The following is a 17,280-nucleotide window of genomic DNA, read 5'->3' on the forward strand; positions in this document are numbered from 1 at the left end:
TCATCCTGACTTTCATTCCAAAATCCATTTCAACCCGGCGTGGTGTACGCCTCTGCCTTACCAGTCATCGCCCCCTTGCAGTTCAAAGCGATACGTCGTACGATAACGGCCCGGATGCCCGTTCATCTGGAAGCGGCACTGCCAGCCGGCTGAGACGGCCGCCTGATCCAATGCGCCATATCCGGAGGAACGGACGATCTCCACCGATGTCACCGCACTTTCCGGCGATACCTCGATCTCAATCGTCACCCTGCCGGACGCGCCGGCCTGAATCATCCCCGCCGGATACTGCGGCACAGCGCGGTACGTGCAGTACGCGCCCGCATCCACCACCGCCGGCGCTTCATCGGGCGCAGGCGCGGAGCCTGTCTCCGCGCCGCCTGCACCTGATGCCTTCCCGGCGCCCTGTTCTGCTCCGCCGTCCGCGTGTCCCGTTCCGGCAGATTTCCCCGCCGCATCCGGCGCACCAGCCTCTCCCGGCGCCCTGCCGCTCTGCTCCGCGCCCGCTGTGTCTTCCCGGTGATTTTCCCGGTACTCCCGCTGCTTTTCCGGCTGCTCCGTATAATCCTGCCGGATGTCCGGCAGCTTCACAGCAGAGGAAATCTCAACCGTCGGCGCGGGCGCGGCAGGCGCCGACGGCGGCGGTACCTCCGCGCGGGAAGAACCGGATGCGCCGCCGTCAGCCAGCGAGATTTCCACGACATCCTCCGCGTCCTGCGGAGCTGGCCGGACCAGCAGAAATAGCCCGGCGGCCGCCAGCAGGAGAAACAGGAACAGATGAACGATCAGCGACGCCCCCCAGGCCCGCAGGAGTATTCTGCCCTCCTGACTATTCATTGCCGGTTCCTCCGTCATCCGCGGCCAGACCGATATGGACGATGCCATGCGCCTTGAACTGATCCAGCAGTCCAATGACCATTCCGTAATCCAGCCCCTGATCGGCCCGGACAACAACGGAAAAATCTGGATTCTTCCGCCGCTCCGCTTCAGCCCGTCCGAGAAGCTCCGCCTCAGCGACCGGCTGATCTTCCAGCCACAGGGAGCCGTCCTGCTTCATTGTGACCACATACGATACAACCACCTGTGTTTCGGCATGTCTGGCCTGAGGCATATCCACATCGACCGTCTTCATATTCACCATGTACAGAGTGCTCATCATGAAAAAGACCAGCAGGAAAAACATGATATCGATCATCGGAATGATGACGATTTCCGGCTTCTGCCAGCGTCTCCGGTCACGCAGTCGCATAGTCCGCCTCCGTTTTCTCCTCCCCTGCGGCCCGCGCAAAAGCAGCGGGATCCGCTTCGACCAGCGAGCAGCACTGCTCCATATCCGTCAGGATCGTATCTACGCGCTGGACAAAAAAAGCATGGACAATCAGGGCAAAAATCGCTACACAAAGCCCGAAAGCCGTAGCGACCAGAGCCTCGCCGACGCCGCCTGTTATCGCCGAGGCCTGCGCATTCTGGACATGAAAAACGCTGAAGGCCGATATCATGCCGCTGATGGTTCCCAGCAGTCCGAGCAGCGGCGCCATCGTCACGACAACGCTTAAAAAATAAAGGCGCTGGCGAAATTTTGCCAGAATGATACCGGATTGTATCTCCAAAAAGGACGTCGCCTCGCGCCGTTCCCGCCAGGAACGGCGGCTGACCTGCGTCAGCATCCGGGCCAGACTGCCGGACGAACCGGCGGCCAGACGGGCGGCCTGCTTCCAGTCCTGTCTTCCGGCCGCCTCGGCAAAACTCCGGGCAAACGCCCGCCCCGAATCCATGCGGCGAAAATACTGCCACCGCTCTATGCCGGTTGCCGCGACAAACAGCGAGCAGAGCAGCAGGACATACATGACGATGCCGCCCTTCTGGAACAGTTCGACTCCGGCCGTGATATTCTCAATCATATAAAACTCCTTTCTCCGCTTTCAATCCGACAGGTTCCGCTGCTGTTTCCGCAGCAGATACAAGAAGTACGGCGTCCCGATAAAGGCCGTCATGATGCCTGCCCGGACTTCCATGCCGGAAAAGATCACGCGCCCGGCCGCATCACAGAACACCAGAAAACATCCACCGGCCAGCAGACTGGCCGGAAGAAGGCGCCGGTGATCCGGACCGACAAGAAGGCGCATCATATGCGGGACAACCAGCCCGACGAAACCGATGTTTCCGCTGATGCATACGCCCGCTGCCGTCGTCAGCGAAGCCAGCAGCAGCAGCGCCATGCGATAGAGCGTCACCGGCATGCCGACGGCGCGCGCCTCCGTATCGCCCAAAACCAGAATGTTCAAATGGCGCGCCAAAAGAAGCATAACGGCGATGCCTGTCCCCATCGGGCCAATGGCGAGCAGGACATGGTCCCAGCGCCGATAATCCAGCCCGCCAATCGTCCAAAACAGATACTCCTGCATCTTGTTTTCATTCATCGCCGTAAGGATCGCAGCTGTAACGGCGGAAAGGAACATCCCCACGACCACGCCGGCCAGCAGCAGCGTAAGGACAGGAATCCGTCCATGGCGCATCGAAAGCGAGACGGTCAGCAGAACAGCCAGCAGCGCTCCGAGCAGGGCGAAAACCGGCAGGGCAAAGAGACTTAGGGAGGACAAGCCGAGAGCGATCGCTACGATCGCTCCGACGGACGCGCCGCTTGACACGCCGATGATTCCGGGGTCCGCCAGCGGATTAGCGAAAATCCCCTGCAGCACCGCGCCGGAAATCCCCAGCCCGGCACCGACCATCAGTCCGACCGCCGTCCGCGGCAGCCGGATATGCCATAAAACAGCAGCCTGATCCGCGGGAACCCCCGCATCCGCCACCCCCGGCGCTATCCCCTGCAACAAGGCGGCCATGACATGCGAAAACGGAATCTTCATCTGCCCCCAGGAAAGGGACAGCAGAACGGCCAAAATCAACAGGACGGCCAGACACAGCATGATCCGTCCATATCGCCGGTTTGCCTTATGCTCTTCCATCGGATCCCTCCCTGCCTGTAATCTGACGCAGCAGTTTCTCCCGATCTGCCGCAGGCTGGCCGGGCTGCGTATAGATATCCGCATGTCCGGTCAGCGGATTCACGGACACACGGATATCCGCCGAAAACGCCCGGCTCAGCAGCGGCTCTGTCATAACCTCGCGGGGAGTTCCGTCCGCGATCAGTCCGCCCTGTCCGATCAGCAGAAGCCGTGAACAGAAGCGATCTGCCAGACTGAGCTCATGCGCGATCAGCATTACGGTCCGGCCTGCCGCGCAAAGCGACCGGCAGAAGCGAAACAACTCCTCCTGATACATCAGATCCAGTCCCGCTGCCGGCTCATCGAGCAGCAGAACCGGCGTCTGCTGGGCCAGCACCTTGGCCAGCAGAACGCGCTGACGCTGCCCTCCCGACAGTTCCTGAAGCGGACGGTTCGCCTGATCTGCCATGCCGACATACGCCAGACAGACCTCGGCCAGCTGCCGATCCCGCTCCCCGGCCTGCTGCCACCAGGAAAGATACGGATATCGCCCCGTCATAACGATATCGCGAACCGTATAGGCAAACGGGACGGCCGTCTGCTGCTGCAAATATCCGGCGAGCCGCGCAAGCTCCCGGCCGGGGATGTCCCGTATCTTCCGGCCGTACAGCCGGACGGAGCCTTCCTGCGCTGCCAGCATCCCCCGCAGGGTCTTCATCAGGGTGCTTTTTCCGGCGCCGTTCGCTCCGATGATACCGACGAGTTCCCCGGGCCGCACGGAAAACGAAAGATCATGGAGCACCAGCCGCCCCGGATACCCGACAGTCAGATGCTCCGCTTCAAAAACAAACTCCTCGCTCACAGTTTCTCTCCTTCAGAAGGAATAAGTCAGACCAATCTGGAAGAACCGGCCCGCCCCCGGATATTTCCATCCGCTGTAGCGCGACCATGCCTGATTGGTGAAATTCAGGGCCTTGGCATAAATCGTCAGCTGCGGATTGTACGCATAGCTCGTATAGAAGTCCAGCAGCGCATAACGGCGCATGCCATAGGCCTCGCGATCGAGTCCTGTTCCCATCCGTCCGTCCAGATCAGCCGTCCATGCGCCCTGATGGTAGTGGATGCCGGCCCGGTACCCATTGGGCTGGCTGTTCGCCTTCAGATACTGAGACACTGACGCATTGTGCGAATCGTTGGTTTCCGTATGCGTATAAGAATAAGCGAGATCATAACTCCAGAAAGGAGACAGCTTTTGCTTCCAACTCAGAGACAATCCCCTTTTTTTCTCCCGGGCTATATTGGAAACCGTCCAGTTCATCCCGTCCGCGCTGTGCCAATCGATCGCATCATGAAGGATGGAGCGGAACAGGCGGACATCCAGCGAGGCATCACGGCCCATATCCCGCGTCAGGCCGATCTGCTCCGTATGACCGGATTCCGGTTTCAAATCCGGATTGCCCTTGTAGCTTCCCCATGCGCCATAATCTACCTGATAGTACAGATCATCTGCGGTCGGCGCTTTAAACACCCGGCCCCATGACGCATAAACCTTTGTCGCCGGATCCGGCCGGTAATTGACCGCCGCCTTCGGCGACCAGTGCGTGCCGAAGGCGGTATGATGGTCCATGCGGACTCCGGGTACAGCGATCCATTTTGGCGCCAGCTTTATGGTATCCTGCAGAAAAACCGCCGTGTTGGCCGTCTCCCGATCCATATAGCCGCTCTGCCGGTTGGACGAATTGCTCTGATGCCATTCCGCGCCGGCGATGATCTTCTGATTCGCAGACGGAGCCCATCCGTCCTGATAGTCCACCCCCTGCAGACGCGTATGGAATTTGCCGCTGAAAAACACGGATTTATAATGATTGAAATAGCGCAGATACCCCGGCAGGCTCGTATCTTCCCGGAACCGGTACGTCAGAGAAACATCGTTGAAAATCTCATCCTGACGCGTCGACTGGAACACGCCGTAGAGCCAAGCCGGCTGACTGCCATCCATCGTGCGGTGGCTGTAACGCAATGCCAGCGACTGCGCGTCATCCAGCCGCTGAACAAGGTTCAGCGAAGCTCCGTCATTGCTGTAATCGCTGTCCGGCATGCGCACGCTGTTCCCCTGCCGGTCCTTATAATAAAAGTATCCGCGCTTCTGCAGGGCGGCCGTTGCCGACCAGCTGAAACGGTCGGATCTGCCCTGAGTGGCCACTTCATACGCATGCGTTCCCCAGGAACCTGTACTGAGATCCACCACCGTCCGGTTTTCCCGTACCTTCTTCGTGATGATATTGATCACGCCGCCCACGGCATCGCTGCCGTAAAGAGCTGATCCTCCGCCTCTGACGATCTCGATGCGCTCGACATCCTTCAGGGAAGGAATACGGGTAAGCGTCGCGCTGGCCCGGCTCATCGATCCCTGCTCATCATTGATGCGTTCACCGTCCACCATGACGACGACACGTTCTTCGCCGTCGATCCGTACCGTCTGGTCGGCTCCGTTCGCTCCATTCGTCATGACTGTACCATAAACATGCTGCAGGGCTTCGGCAAAGTCCGTATAATGTCTGGCTTCGATCTCCCGGGCGGTAATGACGGTAACATCAGCCGGCGTATCCAGCCGGCGCGACGGGATGCGCTCCGCAGTGACGACGGTTTCGCCCAAATCGCCGCTCACACTCTCGCCGGCCGCTGCGGCATGGCCCGCAAAACACAGGGTCCCCAGCGTCAGGGAGGAAACCACGGCATACGTTAATGTTTTCTGATTCATCATTCTCTCTTCCTTTCTCTCTTGGACATCGCGATCAACCTATAAGCGGATCATGCCCGGCACGGGCTTTCCCGCTTCAATCCTCCACAGCGGAAAGGTGCTCCTCTCTTCCCTGACGAAAGGCTTCACCATACACGCGATACGCGATCTCCTGCACCCCGAATACAAAATCCTGAGAACAATTATAGATGTATGCCTCATACGGCTCCTGCAGATTTCCTTCCCGTATCGCCCGGATCGTCTGCAGCGAAGGGTCTTTGAGATACTTGTCCCGGAAGGCCTCTATATCATAGGCGCCGTGATTGGTATACGTCGGCAGAAACAGAATGTCCGGATTAATGGACACCATCTGCTCCTTGCTCATCGTCTGACCGCTGTGTATGCCGGCTTTCGCCATTCCGTTGACGACTCCGGCATACTGGCAGGCTTCATCAAAGGAACAACCGATGCCGCCATAAGCGCTCATCAGCGAGATCAATACGACTGTCTTTCGCTCGGATTCCGGGATCTTTGCGGTCTTGGCCGTAATCTGATCCAGCTTGTCCTCCATTTTCTGAACGAGCCGGTCTCCCCGCTCCGGTTCGCCGACGGCCTGAGCAATCAGCCGGATGGTTTCCTTGATCTCGCTGAGATTCTTTGCCCCCTTGCAGACCACAACCTTCAGGCCGAGATCCCGCAGCGTTTCCACTTTGGCAATATCGCCCCAGTCCGGCACGATGACCAGATCCGGCTGCAGGGCCGCGATCTCTTCCACCGAAGGATTCTTAATCCGTTTTTCTACCTGACTGGCCAGCGGCACGATATTGGAACTGACCGGATCGTCCAGCAAATGATTCACGGCGGCCATGCGCTCCGGCCTGACCAGCCCCAATACCACCTCGTCCGTACTCATCGACAAGGTCAGAATACGCTGCGGCTTTCCCGGCATATCGACGACGGTTCCCCGGTCATCCGTGACCTTGTAGCCCTCGCCGCTCTCTGCCCCGGCAGCCATATCCCGGCATCCCGTCAGGCTCAGCAGCAGAAGCATCATCAAAACGGCCAGCAAAGCCCGGCTTTTTTCTCTCATTTCATGCAATCCCCCTTTTCTGACGAAGCAGACGCCCCGAACTTTGATTCGAGACCCGCTTTCGGATTTTTTCCACAAAAAAAGACCCTTTTCACAAGGAAAAGAGCCATTTGCAGAAAATCGGCAGACAAACACAGCGGCTTGCCAGAGCATATACCTATGCCCTGATCCCCTCCCTATCTTTCGTAGATCGTCAGTGATCGTTAATTGGGCAGTTCTCCTGGCTCCAGTTCATCGCTTTTCTGCGCCTTCCCAGCAAAACCATCGTTTTGCCAGTGACATATCTTATGCAGAATCACTCGCTGTTACAGTGGCGGGACCGCTCCGGCTTTTTACCGGATTTTCTATTAAGTCGTACAAGTGTAATTGCACTTTGGACACCCAATTCTATTTTGTTCAGATAAAACAATCTAAACATATTTAATTGTTGCATTTAGAATAGCATTTCTATTTCTTCTTGTCAACCGACAGGATCACTGCTGCTTCATCGCATCATGAAGCGCCTGTTCTTCCTCTTCTGTCATGGTATAGGTCGACTGGCCGGCCTGAATCGGCTTGACGTAGCTGCGGGAATCCTCCCGGCCAAAGATACTGGAAAGGATCACGCCGTTGTTATGGGAGTCCAGCAATGCCACCGCGTAGCTTAGGTCGCTTCCCATATCGTCGAAGGCGCGGAAGCGAACCACGCCGACGCGGGTGATCGCGTTCTGCAGCAATTCATTCATGCGCTTGTTTTCCTCGTCAATGCGCTGGTTCTCCGATACGACCTTCCGGACTTCATCGATATGGCCCATAAGCATCCGCTCCAAATTGGCCCCGTCTACTCCGGCCATCATTTTCCGATAGCGTTTTTTCATATAGTTCAGCTTCATGGCCTGATTGACGACCAGTCCCAGCAGAATCAGCCAGCCGATGGCCATACCGATGACAATAAAAGGCATGTTGTCCATCACAATCTTCATAACTTGCTGCATATCCATTCCTTTTGCCTGCTCCTTTTCTCCGGATGTTTCACGTGAAACATTCTTCTCTCTGTATTTCCTTCCCTATTATACCGTAAATTTTCCGGTCAGGGAAACTTTTCTGAGCGCATCGATTTTCTGCTGCGTCACATCCTGCTGACTGGTCAGAATCGTTCCCATGATGCGTTCCAAATCTTCCGGTGAATAAAACTCGATCTCGATCCGGCTCTTTTTCTTGCCCGGATGAATCCGGACCTGCGTTCCAAGAAGGTGCGTCAGTTTCTCCACGGCATCGGTAAGATGAACGTCCTGATCGGACGCGGTCTTTTTCTCCTCCGGTGATTTTTGATGCAGATACTCAGGATCGGCCTGCAGCTTTCGCACCAGATGCTCCGATTGACGGGCAGACAGATCTTCGGACTGAATATACTCCGCCGCTTCGCGCTGCAGCGACTGATTTTCCAGACCAAGCAACGGCTTGGCCTGTCCCATGGACAAGGCGCCGTTTGCCACGTAGTCCTGCACATGAGGTTCCAGCTTCAGCAGACGCAGAAAATTTGCGATGTGCGACCGGCTGCGGCCGATCTTTTTCGCCATGATATCCTGTGTCAGCCCGAACTCCTTCATCAGCCGGTCATAGGCCTTCGCTTCTTCCAAAGCGTTGAGATCTTCCCGCTGGATGTTTTCAATCAAGGCGATTTCGCTGATTTCCGCATCGTTGTACTCGCGAATCATCGCGGGAACCATCCGGATCCCCGCCAGCTTCGCAGCCCGAAGGCGGCGCTCTCCGGCGATGAGCTCATACCCCTGCTCCGGCAGGCGGCGGACCAACAATGGCTCGATAATACCGATCCGCTTGACGGAATCCTTAAGGTTTTCCAGCGCCGCTTCATCAAAATCCTGACGCGGCTGATACCGGTTGGGCCGAATTTCCTCGACAGAAATCTCCTGAACCCGGTCGCGCGCAGGCGTCAGCTTCGTGTTTCCCATCAGGGCGCCAAGCCCCTTGCCCAAACCGCCATGTCCTTTACTTGCCACGTGAAATCACCTCTTTTGCCAGCTTCTGATAAACCTCCGCGCCCTTCGACCGCTTATCGTAATAGAGAATCGGCTGTCCGTAAGACGGCGCTTCACTCAAACGCACCGTGCGCGGAATCATCGTCCGGTATACCACATCGCCAAACGCCTCGCGGACCTCCGCAACGACCTGCTCCGCCAATCTGGTCCGCGAATCGTACATCGTCATGACGACGCCCTCAATTTCCAGCTGCGGATTCAGATTGCTGCGCACGAGATCGATCGTGTTCATGAGCTGGGAAACGCCCTCCAGCGCATAAAACTCACACTGAATCGGCATGAGAACGGAATCCGCCGCCGCCAAAGAGTTCAAGGTCAGCAGGCCCAGCGACGGCGGGCAGTCGATCAGAATATAGTCATACCTGTCCTGAACGGGTTCAAGCGCCCGCTTCAGCCGCGTCTCCCGGGAAATCGCCGTCACCAGTTCCACCTCCGCGCCGGCCAGTTCGATATTCGCCGGCAGGACGTCCACCCGGTATTCCGTCGGCCGGATGACCTCTTGGATGTCCGCCCCGTTGATCAAAACATGATAGATGGTCTGTTCCAGAGCCGATTTATCGATTCCAAAGCCGCTGCTGGCATTACCCTGCGGGTCGCAGTCAACCAACAGCACCTTTTTTCGTTTTTCCGCCAGACAGGCAGCCAGATTGACCGCAGTCGTCGTCTTGCCGACGCCGCCTTTCTGATTGGCCACTGCAATAATTCTCGTCAACGATTCCACCACTTTCTGCTTTATTATAATAAATGTTACAGTTCACCTTGTAAAAATCCGCTATAATAAGTATAATTGTTTCATTACTATATGTTGCATGTGGATACTTATCATACCCGATTCTTTCACAGTCCGTTCTTTACTTATATCATAATATGAAATGACGAAAAAGCCAATGTTTCACGTGAAACATTTTGCCGAAAGGAGGCAAAAAATGCCTGTTTATAATGCTCCTCTGCTTCAGGTAGATCCGAAGGAAACACGACGCTACGCCGGATTGATGAAGGCAGAAGGATTTGATGAAGAAAAAATTGAAAATGCCTGTCAGGATGCCCGGCTGTTAGCTTCGCCGCGGGGAATCTGGCAGATTTATGATTACAACTGCGACAGGCAGGAAGTCTGCGCCGATCCGCCCTTCATCATTCAGGGGAAAAAAATCGGCGCGCATCTGGCCGGCTGCGACAAGGTGATCCTTCTGTCGGCAACAGTAGGAGAAGAAATTGAAGAAACGGTGACGCGCCTTTTCGCCGAAGGCGAATACACCGCTTCTGTCCTGCTCGATGCGGCAGCCACGACAGCGGTGGAACAGATCGCGGACGATATGGAAAAGGTCATTCGGCCCAAGGCGGCGGCTCAGGGATATGGCATGCGCTGGCGATTCAGTCCGGGATATGGCGACTGGCCCATCGATCAGCAGCCGGAACTCATCCGCCTCGCAAAAGCCGGCGAGATCGGCGTGTCCCTGTCCAGCTCCATGATGCTGATTCCCCGCAAGAGCATCACGGCCATCATCGGTCTTTATAAGGAAGGAACCCGGAAGGAACAGGCTGTCCACGCCAAGGGATGCGCAGCCTGCAGCAAGCTCGACTGCCCGTCCCGGGTGATCCGGCCGTAAGCCCGGAGTTTCCGGTTGACACATTCCATATTCCCGCTTAGGATGAAAGAGACAACATATATCCCGAAAAAAGGAGCAGCCTTATGATTCATATTTTTGACGGTGCCATGGGCACCATGCTGCAGGCAGGCGGATTGAAGCCCGGCGCCTGCCCCGAACTCATGAACCTCAAACATCCGGATGTCGTAAAGGGCATACACCGGGCCTACATCGACGCCGGATCGACCATCATCGAAACGAATACGTTCGGCGCCAGTTCGCTGAAGCTCGCGCACTATGGTCTTCAGGACCGCATGGCGGAAATCAATGCCGCCGCGGTAAAGATCGCCCGCGAAGCGGCCGACGGCCGGGCAAAAGTTGCGGGTTCGATCGGGCCTACCGGCCGCTTCGTCTTTCCGCTCGGCGATCTGGACTTTGAGGAAGCTTACCAGTGCTTCTTTGATCAGGCCAGAGCGCTGGCCGAAGCCGGCGCGAATTACCTGCTGTTTGAAACCTGCATCGATATTCAGGAAATGCGCGCCGCTGTGCTAGCGGCAAAGGACGCGGCACCGGATATTCCCATCATCTGCCAGCTTTCCTACAGCGAGGACGGACGAACCGTCACCGGCACGGATCCCCGGTCGGCAGCGATTATCCTCGAAGCACTCGGCGCCGACATCATCGGCGTAAACTGCTCGCTTGGCCCGGAACAGCTCGTCCCCATCGTCCGCACATTGGCACAGAACTGCAGCGTGCCGGTCAGCGTCCAGCCCAATGCCGGAATGCCGCACCTCGACGAAAACGGCGAGACCGTATTCCCGATGGACGCCGCATCTTTCGGCAGCTGGGCGCCAAAATTGCTGGAAGCCGGCGCCACCTGGCTCGGTGGCTGCTGCGGCACAACACCGGAACATATCCGGGCTATGGCCGAAGCGCTGAAAGGCTGCTCCGAGCCGGCGCGTCAGCCGCGCCAGCCGAAATTGTGGCTGGCCAGCCGCAGCAAATCCGTCTGCGTCGACCGCTCCCTGCCGACCGTGCTGATCGGTGAGCGCATCAACCCGACAGGGCGCAAGAAGCTTGCCGCAGAGATCCGCGACGGATCGCTTCTTTCCGTCAAAAAGGAGGCTGTAAATCAGGTCAAGGCCGGCGCCGCACTGCTCGATGTGAACATGGGCGTTGGCGGAATCGATCAGGCCGCTGCCATGAAAAAAGCCGTATCGGAAATCGCCCAGCTGACCGACGCCCCGCTGGTCATTGACACCAGCGATGCAAAAGCGCTTGAAGCGGGACTCCGGGCTTATCCGGGGCGCGCACTGATCAATTCCGTCAGCGCCGAAGATGCCCGCATCGCCGAATTTCTCCCGCTGGCCCGCAAGTACGGCGCCGCCATTCTCTGCCTGCCCATCACGGAAGACGGCGTGCCGAAAACGGCGGAAGCCCGGCTGGATGCCGTCCGCTTCATCATTCAGTCAGCAAAAAAACAGGGACTGCGCGACGGCGATTTTCTGCTCGACGCACTGGTCATGACCGTATCTGCAGATGTCCATGCGTGTCAGGAAGTGCTCCGCACGCTTCAACTCTACCGCCGCGAACTCGGATACCCGTCGACCATGGGCCTTTCCAACATTTCCTTCGGTCTGCCGAACCGGCCGCTCATCAACAGCACCTTCTTCGCCATGTCTCTGGCCTGCGGACTGGATGCACCGATCATGAATCCTTACGACGAATCCATGCAGCGGGCGCTCAAGGCATCCGCCGCTCTGCTCGGACATGATCCGAACGGTCTCGCCTTCAGCAAGGATGAAGCAAACCTCAGCGTCCCCAAAAAGGCTGCCGTAGCAAAGACAAGCGATCTGGATCCCCTTTCCGCCATCAAGCAGGCTGTCATCGAAGGCGAAAAGGATGAAATCGTCGGCTTAGTCGAAAAGGCGCTCCGGGAAGGCTTTGATTCCAATGAAATCACCGAAAAAGCCCTGACTGCCGCTATGACGGACATCGGCGAGGACTTCGGCTCCGGCCGGATGTTCCTGCCGCAGGTTCTGCTTTCCGCCGAAACCATGCGGGCCGCCTTCAACCGCCTGAAAGAACTCATTCCGGCCAGCGCCAAGGCAGACAAAGGAACGGTCGTCATCGCCACGGTAAAGGGCGACGTCCACGATCTCGGCAAAAACATCACCGGCGCATTGCTCGCCAACAGCGGATTCCGTCTTATCGATCTCGGCAAAGACGTCGACGCGGCAGAAATCGTCAAGGCGGCCATGGAAAATAAAGCCGATATCGTAGGTCTTTGCGCACTCATGACGACCACCATGGTACAAATCGACAAGGTAATCGAACAACTCAAAGAAGCAGGCTGCCCGGCCAAAGTCATGGTCGGCGGCGCGGCGGTCACACAGGATTACGCCGACCATGCCGGCGCCGATGCCTACGCATCGGACGGCGTCAAGGCCGTAAAACTGGCCAAGGATATGCTGGGGATCCGATAAAATCCCTTGCAAAAGGTTCCTGTCCCAAAGGACGAAAAAGGGGCAGAAAGAACATGAACGTTCATGTTCTTTCCGCCCCTTTTATTGTTGCACGTGAAACAAATTTCAGAACAACACTTTGGACAAATGAAGATAATCCGGATCCAGTTTCTTTTTGTTGTTGACCGAATCATGCAGATCGATGGAGACAACGCGGCCTTTGCTGAAGCCGAATACAATATCCGACAGTCCGGAAATCAAAGCGAGTGCGGCCTGCTCGCCAAGCTGGCTTGCCCGTACGCGGTCAATGACCGAAGGAGATCCCCCACGCTGAATGTGTCCGAGAACCGATACGCGCGTATCGAGTTTCGTGTGCTCAGCGATATACTGACCGATTTCCTGTCCGCTTCCGGCGCCTTCAGCCACCACGACGAGAATATAGCGTTTTCCCTTCTTGTAGGCTTCTTTCATATCCTCGCAGATCTTCTCAAGATCAAACGGCTCTTCCGGAACAAGAATATACTCCGCGCCGCCGGAAATGCCCGACACCAATGCCAGCCAGCCGGAATTGCGGCCCATGACTTCCATGACGATGACGCGGCGATGTGCCGAAGCCGTATCGCGGAGCTTGTTGATCGCATCGATGATCGTATTGGCCGCCGTATCGCAGCCAATCGTATAATCAGATCCCCATACGTCATTATCGATCGTTCCCGGCAATCCAACGATAGGGATGCCCGTCTCCTTGGAGAGCAGAGAAGCGCCGCGCAGCGAACCATCGCCGCCGATCACGCAGAGTCCCTGAATGCCCCGGTCAACCAGATGCTGATACCCCAGCATGCGGCCTTCCGGCGTTTTCCAGCGCTTGCAGCGCGCTGTCCCCAGAAACGTACCGCCGCGCTGAATGATGTCGCCGACATCCTTGGACTCCATCTCAAACATATCTTCTTCCAGCAGTCCATGATAACCATCGCGGATTCCCCATACCTTGACGCCTTCATAAAGCGCCGTACGTACAACAGCACGGGCCGCCGCATTCATTCCCGGGCTGTCCCCGCCGCTGGTCATGACCGCAATACTTTTCAACATAGTAGAAGTCCCCCCTGAAATATAGGAAAAAGAAAAACTAAAATCTCCTTGAAAAGATCGTACCACCTTCCTATCATAACATAAATCCAAGAAATCGAACAGTTCTTTCCCGTAATATTGTAAACGAAACATCACTTTTTTGCTTTCTTGCTTCGGACCGTCTGCTTGACAAAAACAGCGGATCATGTTAGATTGACAATAGATGCTGTGCAACTGACGGAAGTGGAGTACCACGGGGAGCACAGGGAAGAAAAGCCGACCGTCTGGGCACTGCCTGGATTTGTGTCGGCTTTTTGCGTTCCCGTGATGCCGCCGTTTCCCGCAGGCATAAAACGACAGGCTTGAAGCTGCCTGTCCCGCTGTGAATTGATCATCTTCAAAAAGGAAAAGGAGCATCTCGAAATGAAGGAACTGGAACTAAAATACGGCTGCAACCCCAATCAGAAACCAGCACGTGTTTTCATGACAGAAGGCGATCTGCCGTTTAAGGTATTGAACGGAAAACCCGGCTATATCAATCTGCTCGACGCCATGAACAGCTGGCAGCTCGTCCGCGAACTCCGCGCCGCAACGGGACTCCCGGCCGCGGCCTCATTCAAACACGTCAGCCCGGCCGGTGCCGCGGTAGCGGTGCCGCTTTCCGCTGAACTTCAAAAAGCATACTTTGTCGAAGGCATCGAATTATCCCCGGTTGCCACGGCTTACATCCGCGCCCGCGGCGCAGACCGCATGTCGTCCTATGGCGATTTCGTCGCACTGTCGGATGAATGCGACGCACAGACGGCTTCCTTCCTCAAACGCGAGGTATCTGACGGCATCATTGCTCCGTCTTACTCGGATGCCGCTTTGGAGATTCTGAAAACAAAGCGCAAAGGAACGTATCTCATCCTGCAGATGGATACGGACTACAAGCCTGAGCCGCTGGAACGCAAGCAGGTATTCGGCATTACCTTCGAGCAGCAGCGCAACGATGTCGAACTTACGGAGGACTGCCTCAAAGACATTCCCACCGTCAATAAAGAGATTCCGGCATCAGCAAAGCGCGATCTGCTGATCGCCCTGATCACACTGAAATACACCCAGTCCAATTCCGTCTGCTATGCGAAAGACGGTCAGGCGATCGGCATCGGAGCCGGCCAGCAGTCCCGCGTTCACTGCACGCGTCTTGCCGGCAGCAAGGCCGATATATGGTATCTGCGCCAGTCGCCGCAGGTTCTCAATCTGCCGTTCCGCGACGATGTGCGCCGCCCGGACCGCGACAATGCCATCGATGTTTACGTCGGCGAAGAATATATGGATCTTCTCGGCGGCGAAGAATGGAAACGGGTTTTCACCGAAAAACCGCCGGTATTCACCCGCGAAGAAAAACAGGCATGGCTGTCCACGCAGAGCGGCGTCGCACTCGGCTCTGACGCGTTTTTCCCGTTCGGCGACAACATCGAGCGCGCCCATAAGAGCGGCGTTGCCTACGTTGCCCAGGCCGGCGGCTCCATTCGCGATGACAACGTCATTGCCACCTGCGACAAATACAACATGGCCATGGCTATGACGCATATCCGCCTGTTCCATCATTAAAAAACAGCCGGCATTTCGTCCGCAAAAAATAAAGCAGGAGGTTATCCCCCATTTCTGAGGATAACCTCCTGCTTTATTTTTCTTTAGTTATCCACAAAATCATCCACAGAACAGTGGATATGTTCCTCTTTTTGTGGATAACTTTGTTTTTTCATGCAGTTAAAGAGAGATACGAAGATATTCCTCCAGCATATCGCGGGCGCTCATTCCATGCGTTGTCTTCCCTCCCACTTTATTCTTTCCCATTGCCTTGAGCGCGCCATGATAGATATCATCCTCCAGCGAGCCGGGGACAAGATTTTCCCAGTTCTGCATGCTGTAAGCCCGTTCCTTGATGGCGTTATCCGGACGTCCTGCAACCTCCAGCTCGCTTAAAAACTGAATCTGCTGCGTTTTCGGCCGCAGATAATAATGCTCCAAATAATATTTCGGCGGATAGCTGTAATCTTCCGTTTTGTTCCCGTCGGGTTTCTTCTCTTCATCCGCCTGATCGTCCGTCTTAACCAGTTTGATCCAGACATCGGCAATATACTCATCGCCCGAATGAGGCATCCTGATCCAGCGGGCATTCTGCGTATCCATGAGATAAAGGTACCCGTTGTCTGACAGCAGCGGGACAAAGCGCTCCTTCTGCCTGCGCGTTTTCTTCCCCTTTTCCTTACTCTGTACCGCCGTCTGATTCTCCGCTCCCGCTGCGGCAGCAGATGTTTGCGCCGTTGTATTTTCCCCTGCCTTTGCCTGCGTATCCGCCGCACAGGCAAAAGGCACCGGGCTGGTCACAATCAGTCCCAACAGAAGCACCCCGGCAAGATAAGCCATTTTTTTCACGTCATTCTCTCCTTCCCGTTTGCCATAATCCTATTCTTTCATTTCGCTGTCAGCCGCCATTTTCCTTTTTGCTTTTCCGTGAAATCCGGCAAAAGAGATCGTTGCCGGCAAATCATAGAGGAGAATGTTTCACGTGAAACATTCTCCTCTATGTCCGTCACAATGGATTTTTAGCAGGCGTTCCCGCCTTGCGCGGATAAGACTTCGGCGTAGGCTTCGCTTTCGTGATGACGATGACCGCCCGCTTGTCTTCCAGTCCGGGCAGACGTACCGTGCGGCTTTCCATTTGCCCGCCGCCCAGTACCCGGACGGCCTTTTCCGCTTCTCTTTCTTCCGCTTCATAATCGCGGCCCTTAAGCGCGAGAAAATGTCCGCCGCACCGGACAAAAGGCAAACAATATTCGCAAAGGACCGGCAAGCGGGCCACTGCCCGCGAAACGGCAAGATCAAACCGTTCGCGGTATTTCTTATTCCGCGCACCCTCTTCTGCCCGCGCATGGACGCACTCGACCTGCTGCAGTCCAAGCGCATCGACCACCGTCTGCAGAAATTTCACCCGCTTATTCAAAGAATCCATCAAAGTCAGACGCACGGACGGACAGAATATCTTTAGAGGCAGTCCCGGAAAGCCGGCGCCTGTCCCAACGTCGATCATCGACACATCTCCGGTAAAGAGCGCCGGATCATAAGCGGTCAGCGAATCGATCATATGCTTGACCGCTACTTCCTGCGGCCCGGTGATGGCCGTGAGATTCATTTTTTCATTCCATTCCACAAGCAGTTCATAATAGCGGCGGAACTGACCGAACTGCTCATCGGAAAGAACGATGCCATACTGTTCTGCCGCTCGTTTCATTTCATCGATAAACATAATCACGTTCTCCTGTCTGCTGACCATTTCTCGTTCAACGTCTCCCCGGTTC

The 17,280-nt window shown here is 56.2% G+C and carries 16 protein-coding genes and 2 riboswitches; of the genes, 3 read left to right on the forward strand and 13 right to left on the reverse strand.

The window, feature by feature from the left end; genetic code table 11:
* Nucleotides 1-57 precede the first annotated feature (57 nt).
* From FYJ78_RS05085 to FYJ78_RS05130, 10 genes are all read right to left on the reverse strand, one after another.
* Complete coding sequence (locus FYJ78_RS05085) at nt 58-837, reverse strand: energy transducer TonB (RefSeq protein WP_154620321.1); 780 nt, start codon at nt 835-837, stop codon at nt 58-60.
* Entirely contained in the window at nt 830-1,249 is a 420-nt protein-coding gene (locus FYJ78_RS05090; protein WP_154620322.1) for an ExbD/TolR family protein, read from the reverse strand. The genes FYJ78_RS05085 and FYJ78_RS05090 overlap by 8 nt, the downstream gene beginning before the upstream one ends.
* A complete protein-coding gene (locus FYJ78_RS05095) occupies nt 1,236-1,901 on the reverse strand; it encodes a MotA/TolQ/ExbB proton channel family protein (protein WP_154620323.1) in 666 nt (221 codons plus the stop codon). The genes FYJ78_RS05090 and FYJ78_RS05095 overlap by 14 nt, the downstream gene beginning before the upstream one ends.
* Nucleotides 1,902-1,922: 21 nt before the next feature.
* Nucleotides 1,923-2,966 (reverse strand): FecCD family ABC transporter permease, encoded by a 1,044-nt coding sequence (locus FYJ78_RS05100; RefSeq protein ID WP_195847874.1) that lies wholly within the window; start codon nt 2,964-2,966, stop codon nt 1,923-1,925.
* Complete coding sequence (locus FYJ78_RS05105) at nt 2,953-3,807, reverse strand: ABC transporter ATP-binding protein (protein WP_328597638.1); 855 nt, start codon at nt 3,805-3,807, stop codon at nt 2,953-2,955. Before FYJ78_RS05105 ends, FYJ78_RS05100 begins: the two co-directional genes overlap by 14 nt.
* 12 nt (nt 3,808-3,819) lie before the next feature.
* Complete coding sequence (locus FYJ78_RS05110) at nt 3,820-5,706, reverse strand: TonB-dependent receptor plug domain-containing protein (protein ID WP_154620383.1); 1,887 nt, start codon at nt 5,704-5,706, stop codon at nt 3,820-3,822.
* A 76-nt stretch (nt 5,707-5,782) separates the two neighbouring features.
* On the reverse strand, nt 5,783-6,775 hold the full coding sequence (locus tag FYJ78_RS05115; RefSeq protein ID WP_154620324.1) for an ABC transporter substrate-binding protein: 993 nt from the start codon (nt 6,773-6,775) through the stop codon (nt 5,783-5,785).
* A 193-nt stretch (nt 6,776-6,968) separates the two neighbouring features.
* Nucleotides 6,969-7,175: riboswitch (cobalamin riboswitch) on the reverse strand.
* Nucleotides 7,176-7,248: 73 nt separating this feature from the next.
* Entirely contained in the window at nt 7,249-7,737 is a 489-nt protein-coding gene (locus FYJ78_RS05120; protein ID WP_328597639.1) for a DUF4446 family protein, read from the reverse strand.
* An 87-nt stretch (nt 7,738-7,824) separates the two neighbouring features.
* Complete coding sequence (locus FYJ78_RS05125) at nt 7,825-8,775, reverse strand: ParB/RepB/Spo0J family partition protein (RefSeq protein ID WP_328597640.1); 951 nt, start codon at nt 8,773-8,775, stop codon at nt 7,825-7,827.
* On the reverse strand, nt 8,765-9,526 hold the full coding sequence (locus FYJ78_RS05130; RefSeq protein WP_154620326.1) for a ParA family protein: 762 nt from the start codon (nt 9,524-9,526) through the stop codon (nt 8,765-8,767). The genes FYJ78_RS05125 and FYJ78_RS05130 overlap by 11 nt, the downstream gene beginning before the upstream one ends.
* Before the next feature lie 214 nt (nt 9,527-9,740).
* On the opposite strand from FYJ78_RS05130, the gene FYJ78_RS05135 reads away from it, so the two are divergent.
* Both FYJ78_RS05135 and FYJ78_RS05140 read left to right on the forward strand, forming a co-directional pair.
* A complete protein-coding gene (locus FYJ78_RS05135) occupies nt 9,741-10,421 on the forward strand; it encodes a methionine synthase (protein ID WP_154620327.1) in 681 nt (226 codons plus the stop codon).
* 83 nt (nt 10,422-10,504) lie between these two features.
* Entirely contained in the window at nt 10,505-12,886 is a 2,382-nt protein-coding gene (locus FYJ78_RS05140; protein WP_154620328.1) for a homocysteine S-methyltransferase family protein, read from the forward strand.
* Nucleotides 12,887-12,991: 105 nt separating this feature from the next.
* Here the strand turns inward: FYJ78_RS05140 and pfkA are convergent, their stop codons facing one another.
* Entirely contained in the window at nt 12,992-13,954 is a 963-nt protein-coding gene (pfkA, locus tag FYJ78_RS05145; RefSeq protein WP_154620329.1) for a 6-phosphofructokinase, read from the reverse strand.
* A 199-nt stretch (nt 13,955-14,153) separates the two neighbouring features.
* A riboswitch (ZMP/ZTP riboswitch) is annotated at nt 14,154-14,230 on the forward strand.
* Between the two features lie 126 nt (nt 14,231-14,356).
* Between pfkA and FYJ78_RS05150 the strand changes: the two genes are divergently transcribed.
* On the forward strand, nt 14,357-15,529 hold the full coding sequence (locus tag FYJ78_RS05150; protein WP_154620330.1) for a phosphoribosylaminoimidazolecarboxamide formyltransferase: 1,173 nt from the start codon (nt 14,357-14,359) through the stop codon (nt 15,527-15,529).
* Nucleotides 15,530-15,688: 159 nt separating this feature from the next.
* Here the strand turns inward: FYJ78_RS05150 and FYJ78_RS05155 are convergent, their stop codons facing one another.
* Nucleotides 15,689-16,357 (reverse strand): hypothetical protein, encoded by a 669-nt coding sequence (locus tag FYJ78_RS05155; RefSeq protein WP_154620331.1) that lies wholly within the window; start codon nt 16,355-16,357, stop codon nt 15,689-15,691.
* A 157-nt stretch (nt 16,358-16,514) separates the two neighbouring features.
* Nucleotides 16,515-17,228: a 16S rRNA (guanine(527)-N(7))-methyltransferase RsmG gene (gene rsmG / locus FYJ78_RS05160; RefSeq protein WP_154620332.1), complete on the reverse strand. Its 714-nt coding sequence runs from the start codon at nt 17,226-17,228 to the stop codon at nt 16,515-16,517.
* Nucleotides 17,229-17,280: the final 52 nt, after the last annotated feature.

Origin of the sequence: Wylensekiella montiformis, from assembly GCF_009697385.1 — a bacterium.
GTDB lineage: Bacteria > Bacillota > Negativicutes > Selenomonadales > Selenomonadaceae > Selenomonas_A > Selenomonas_A montiformis.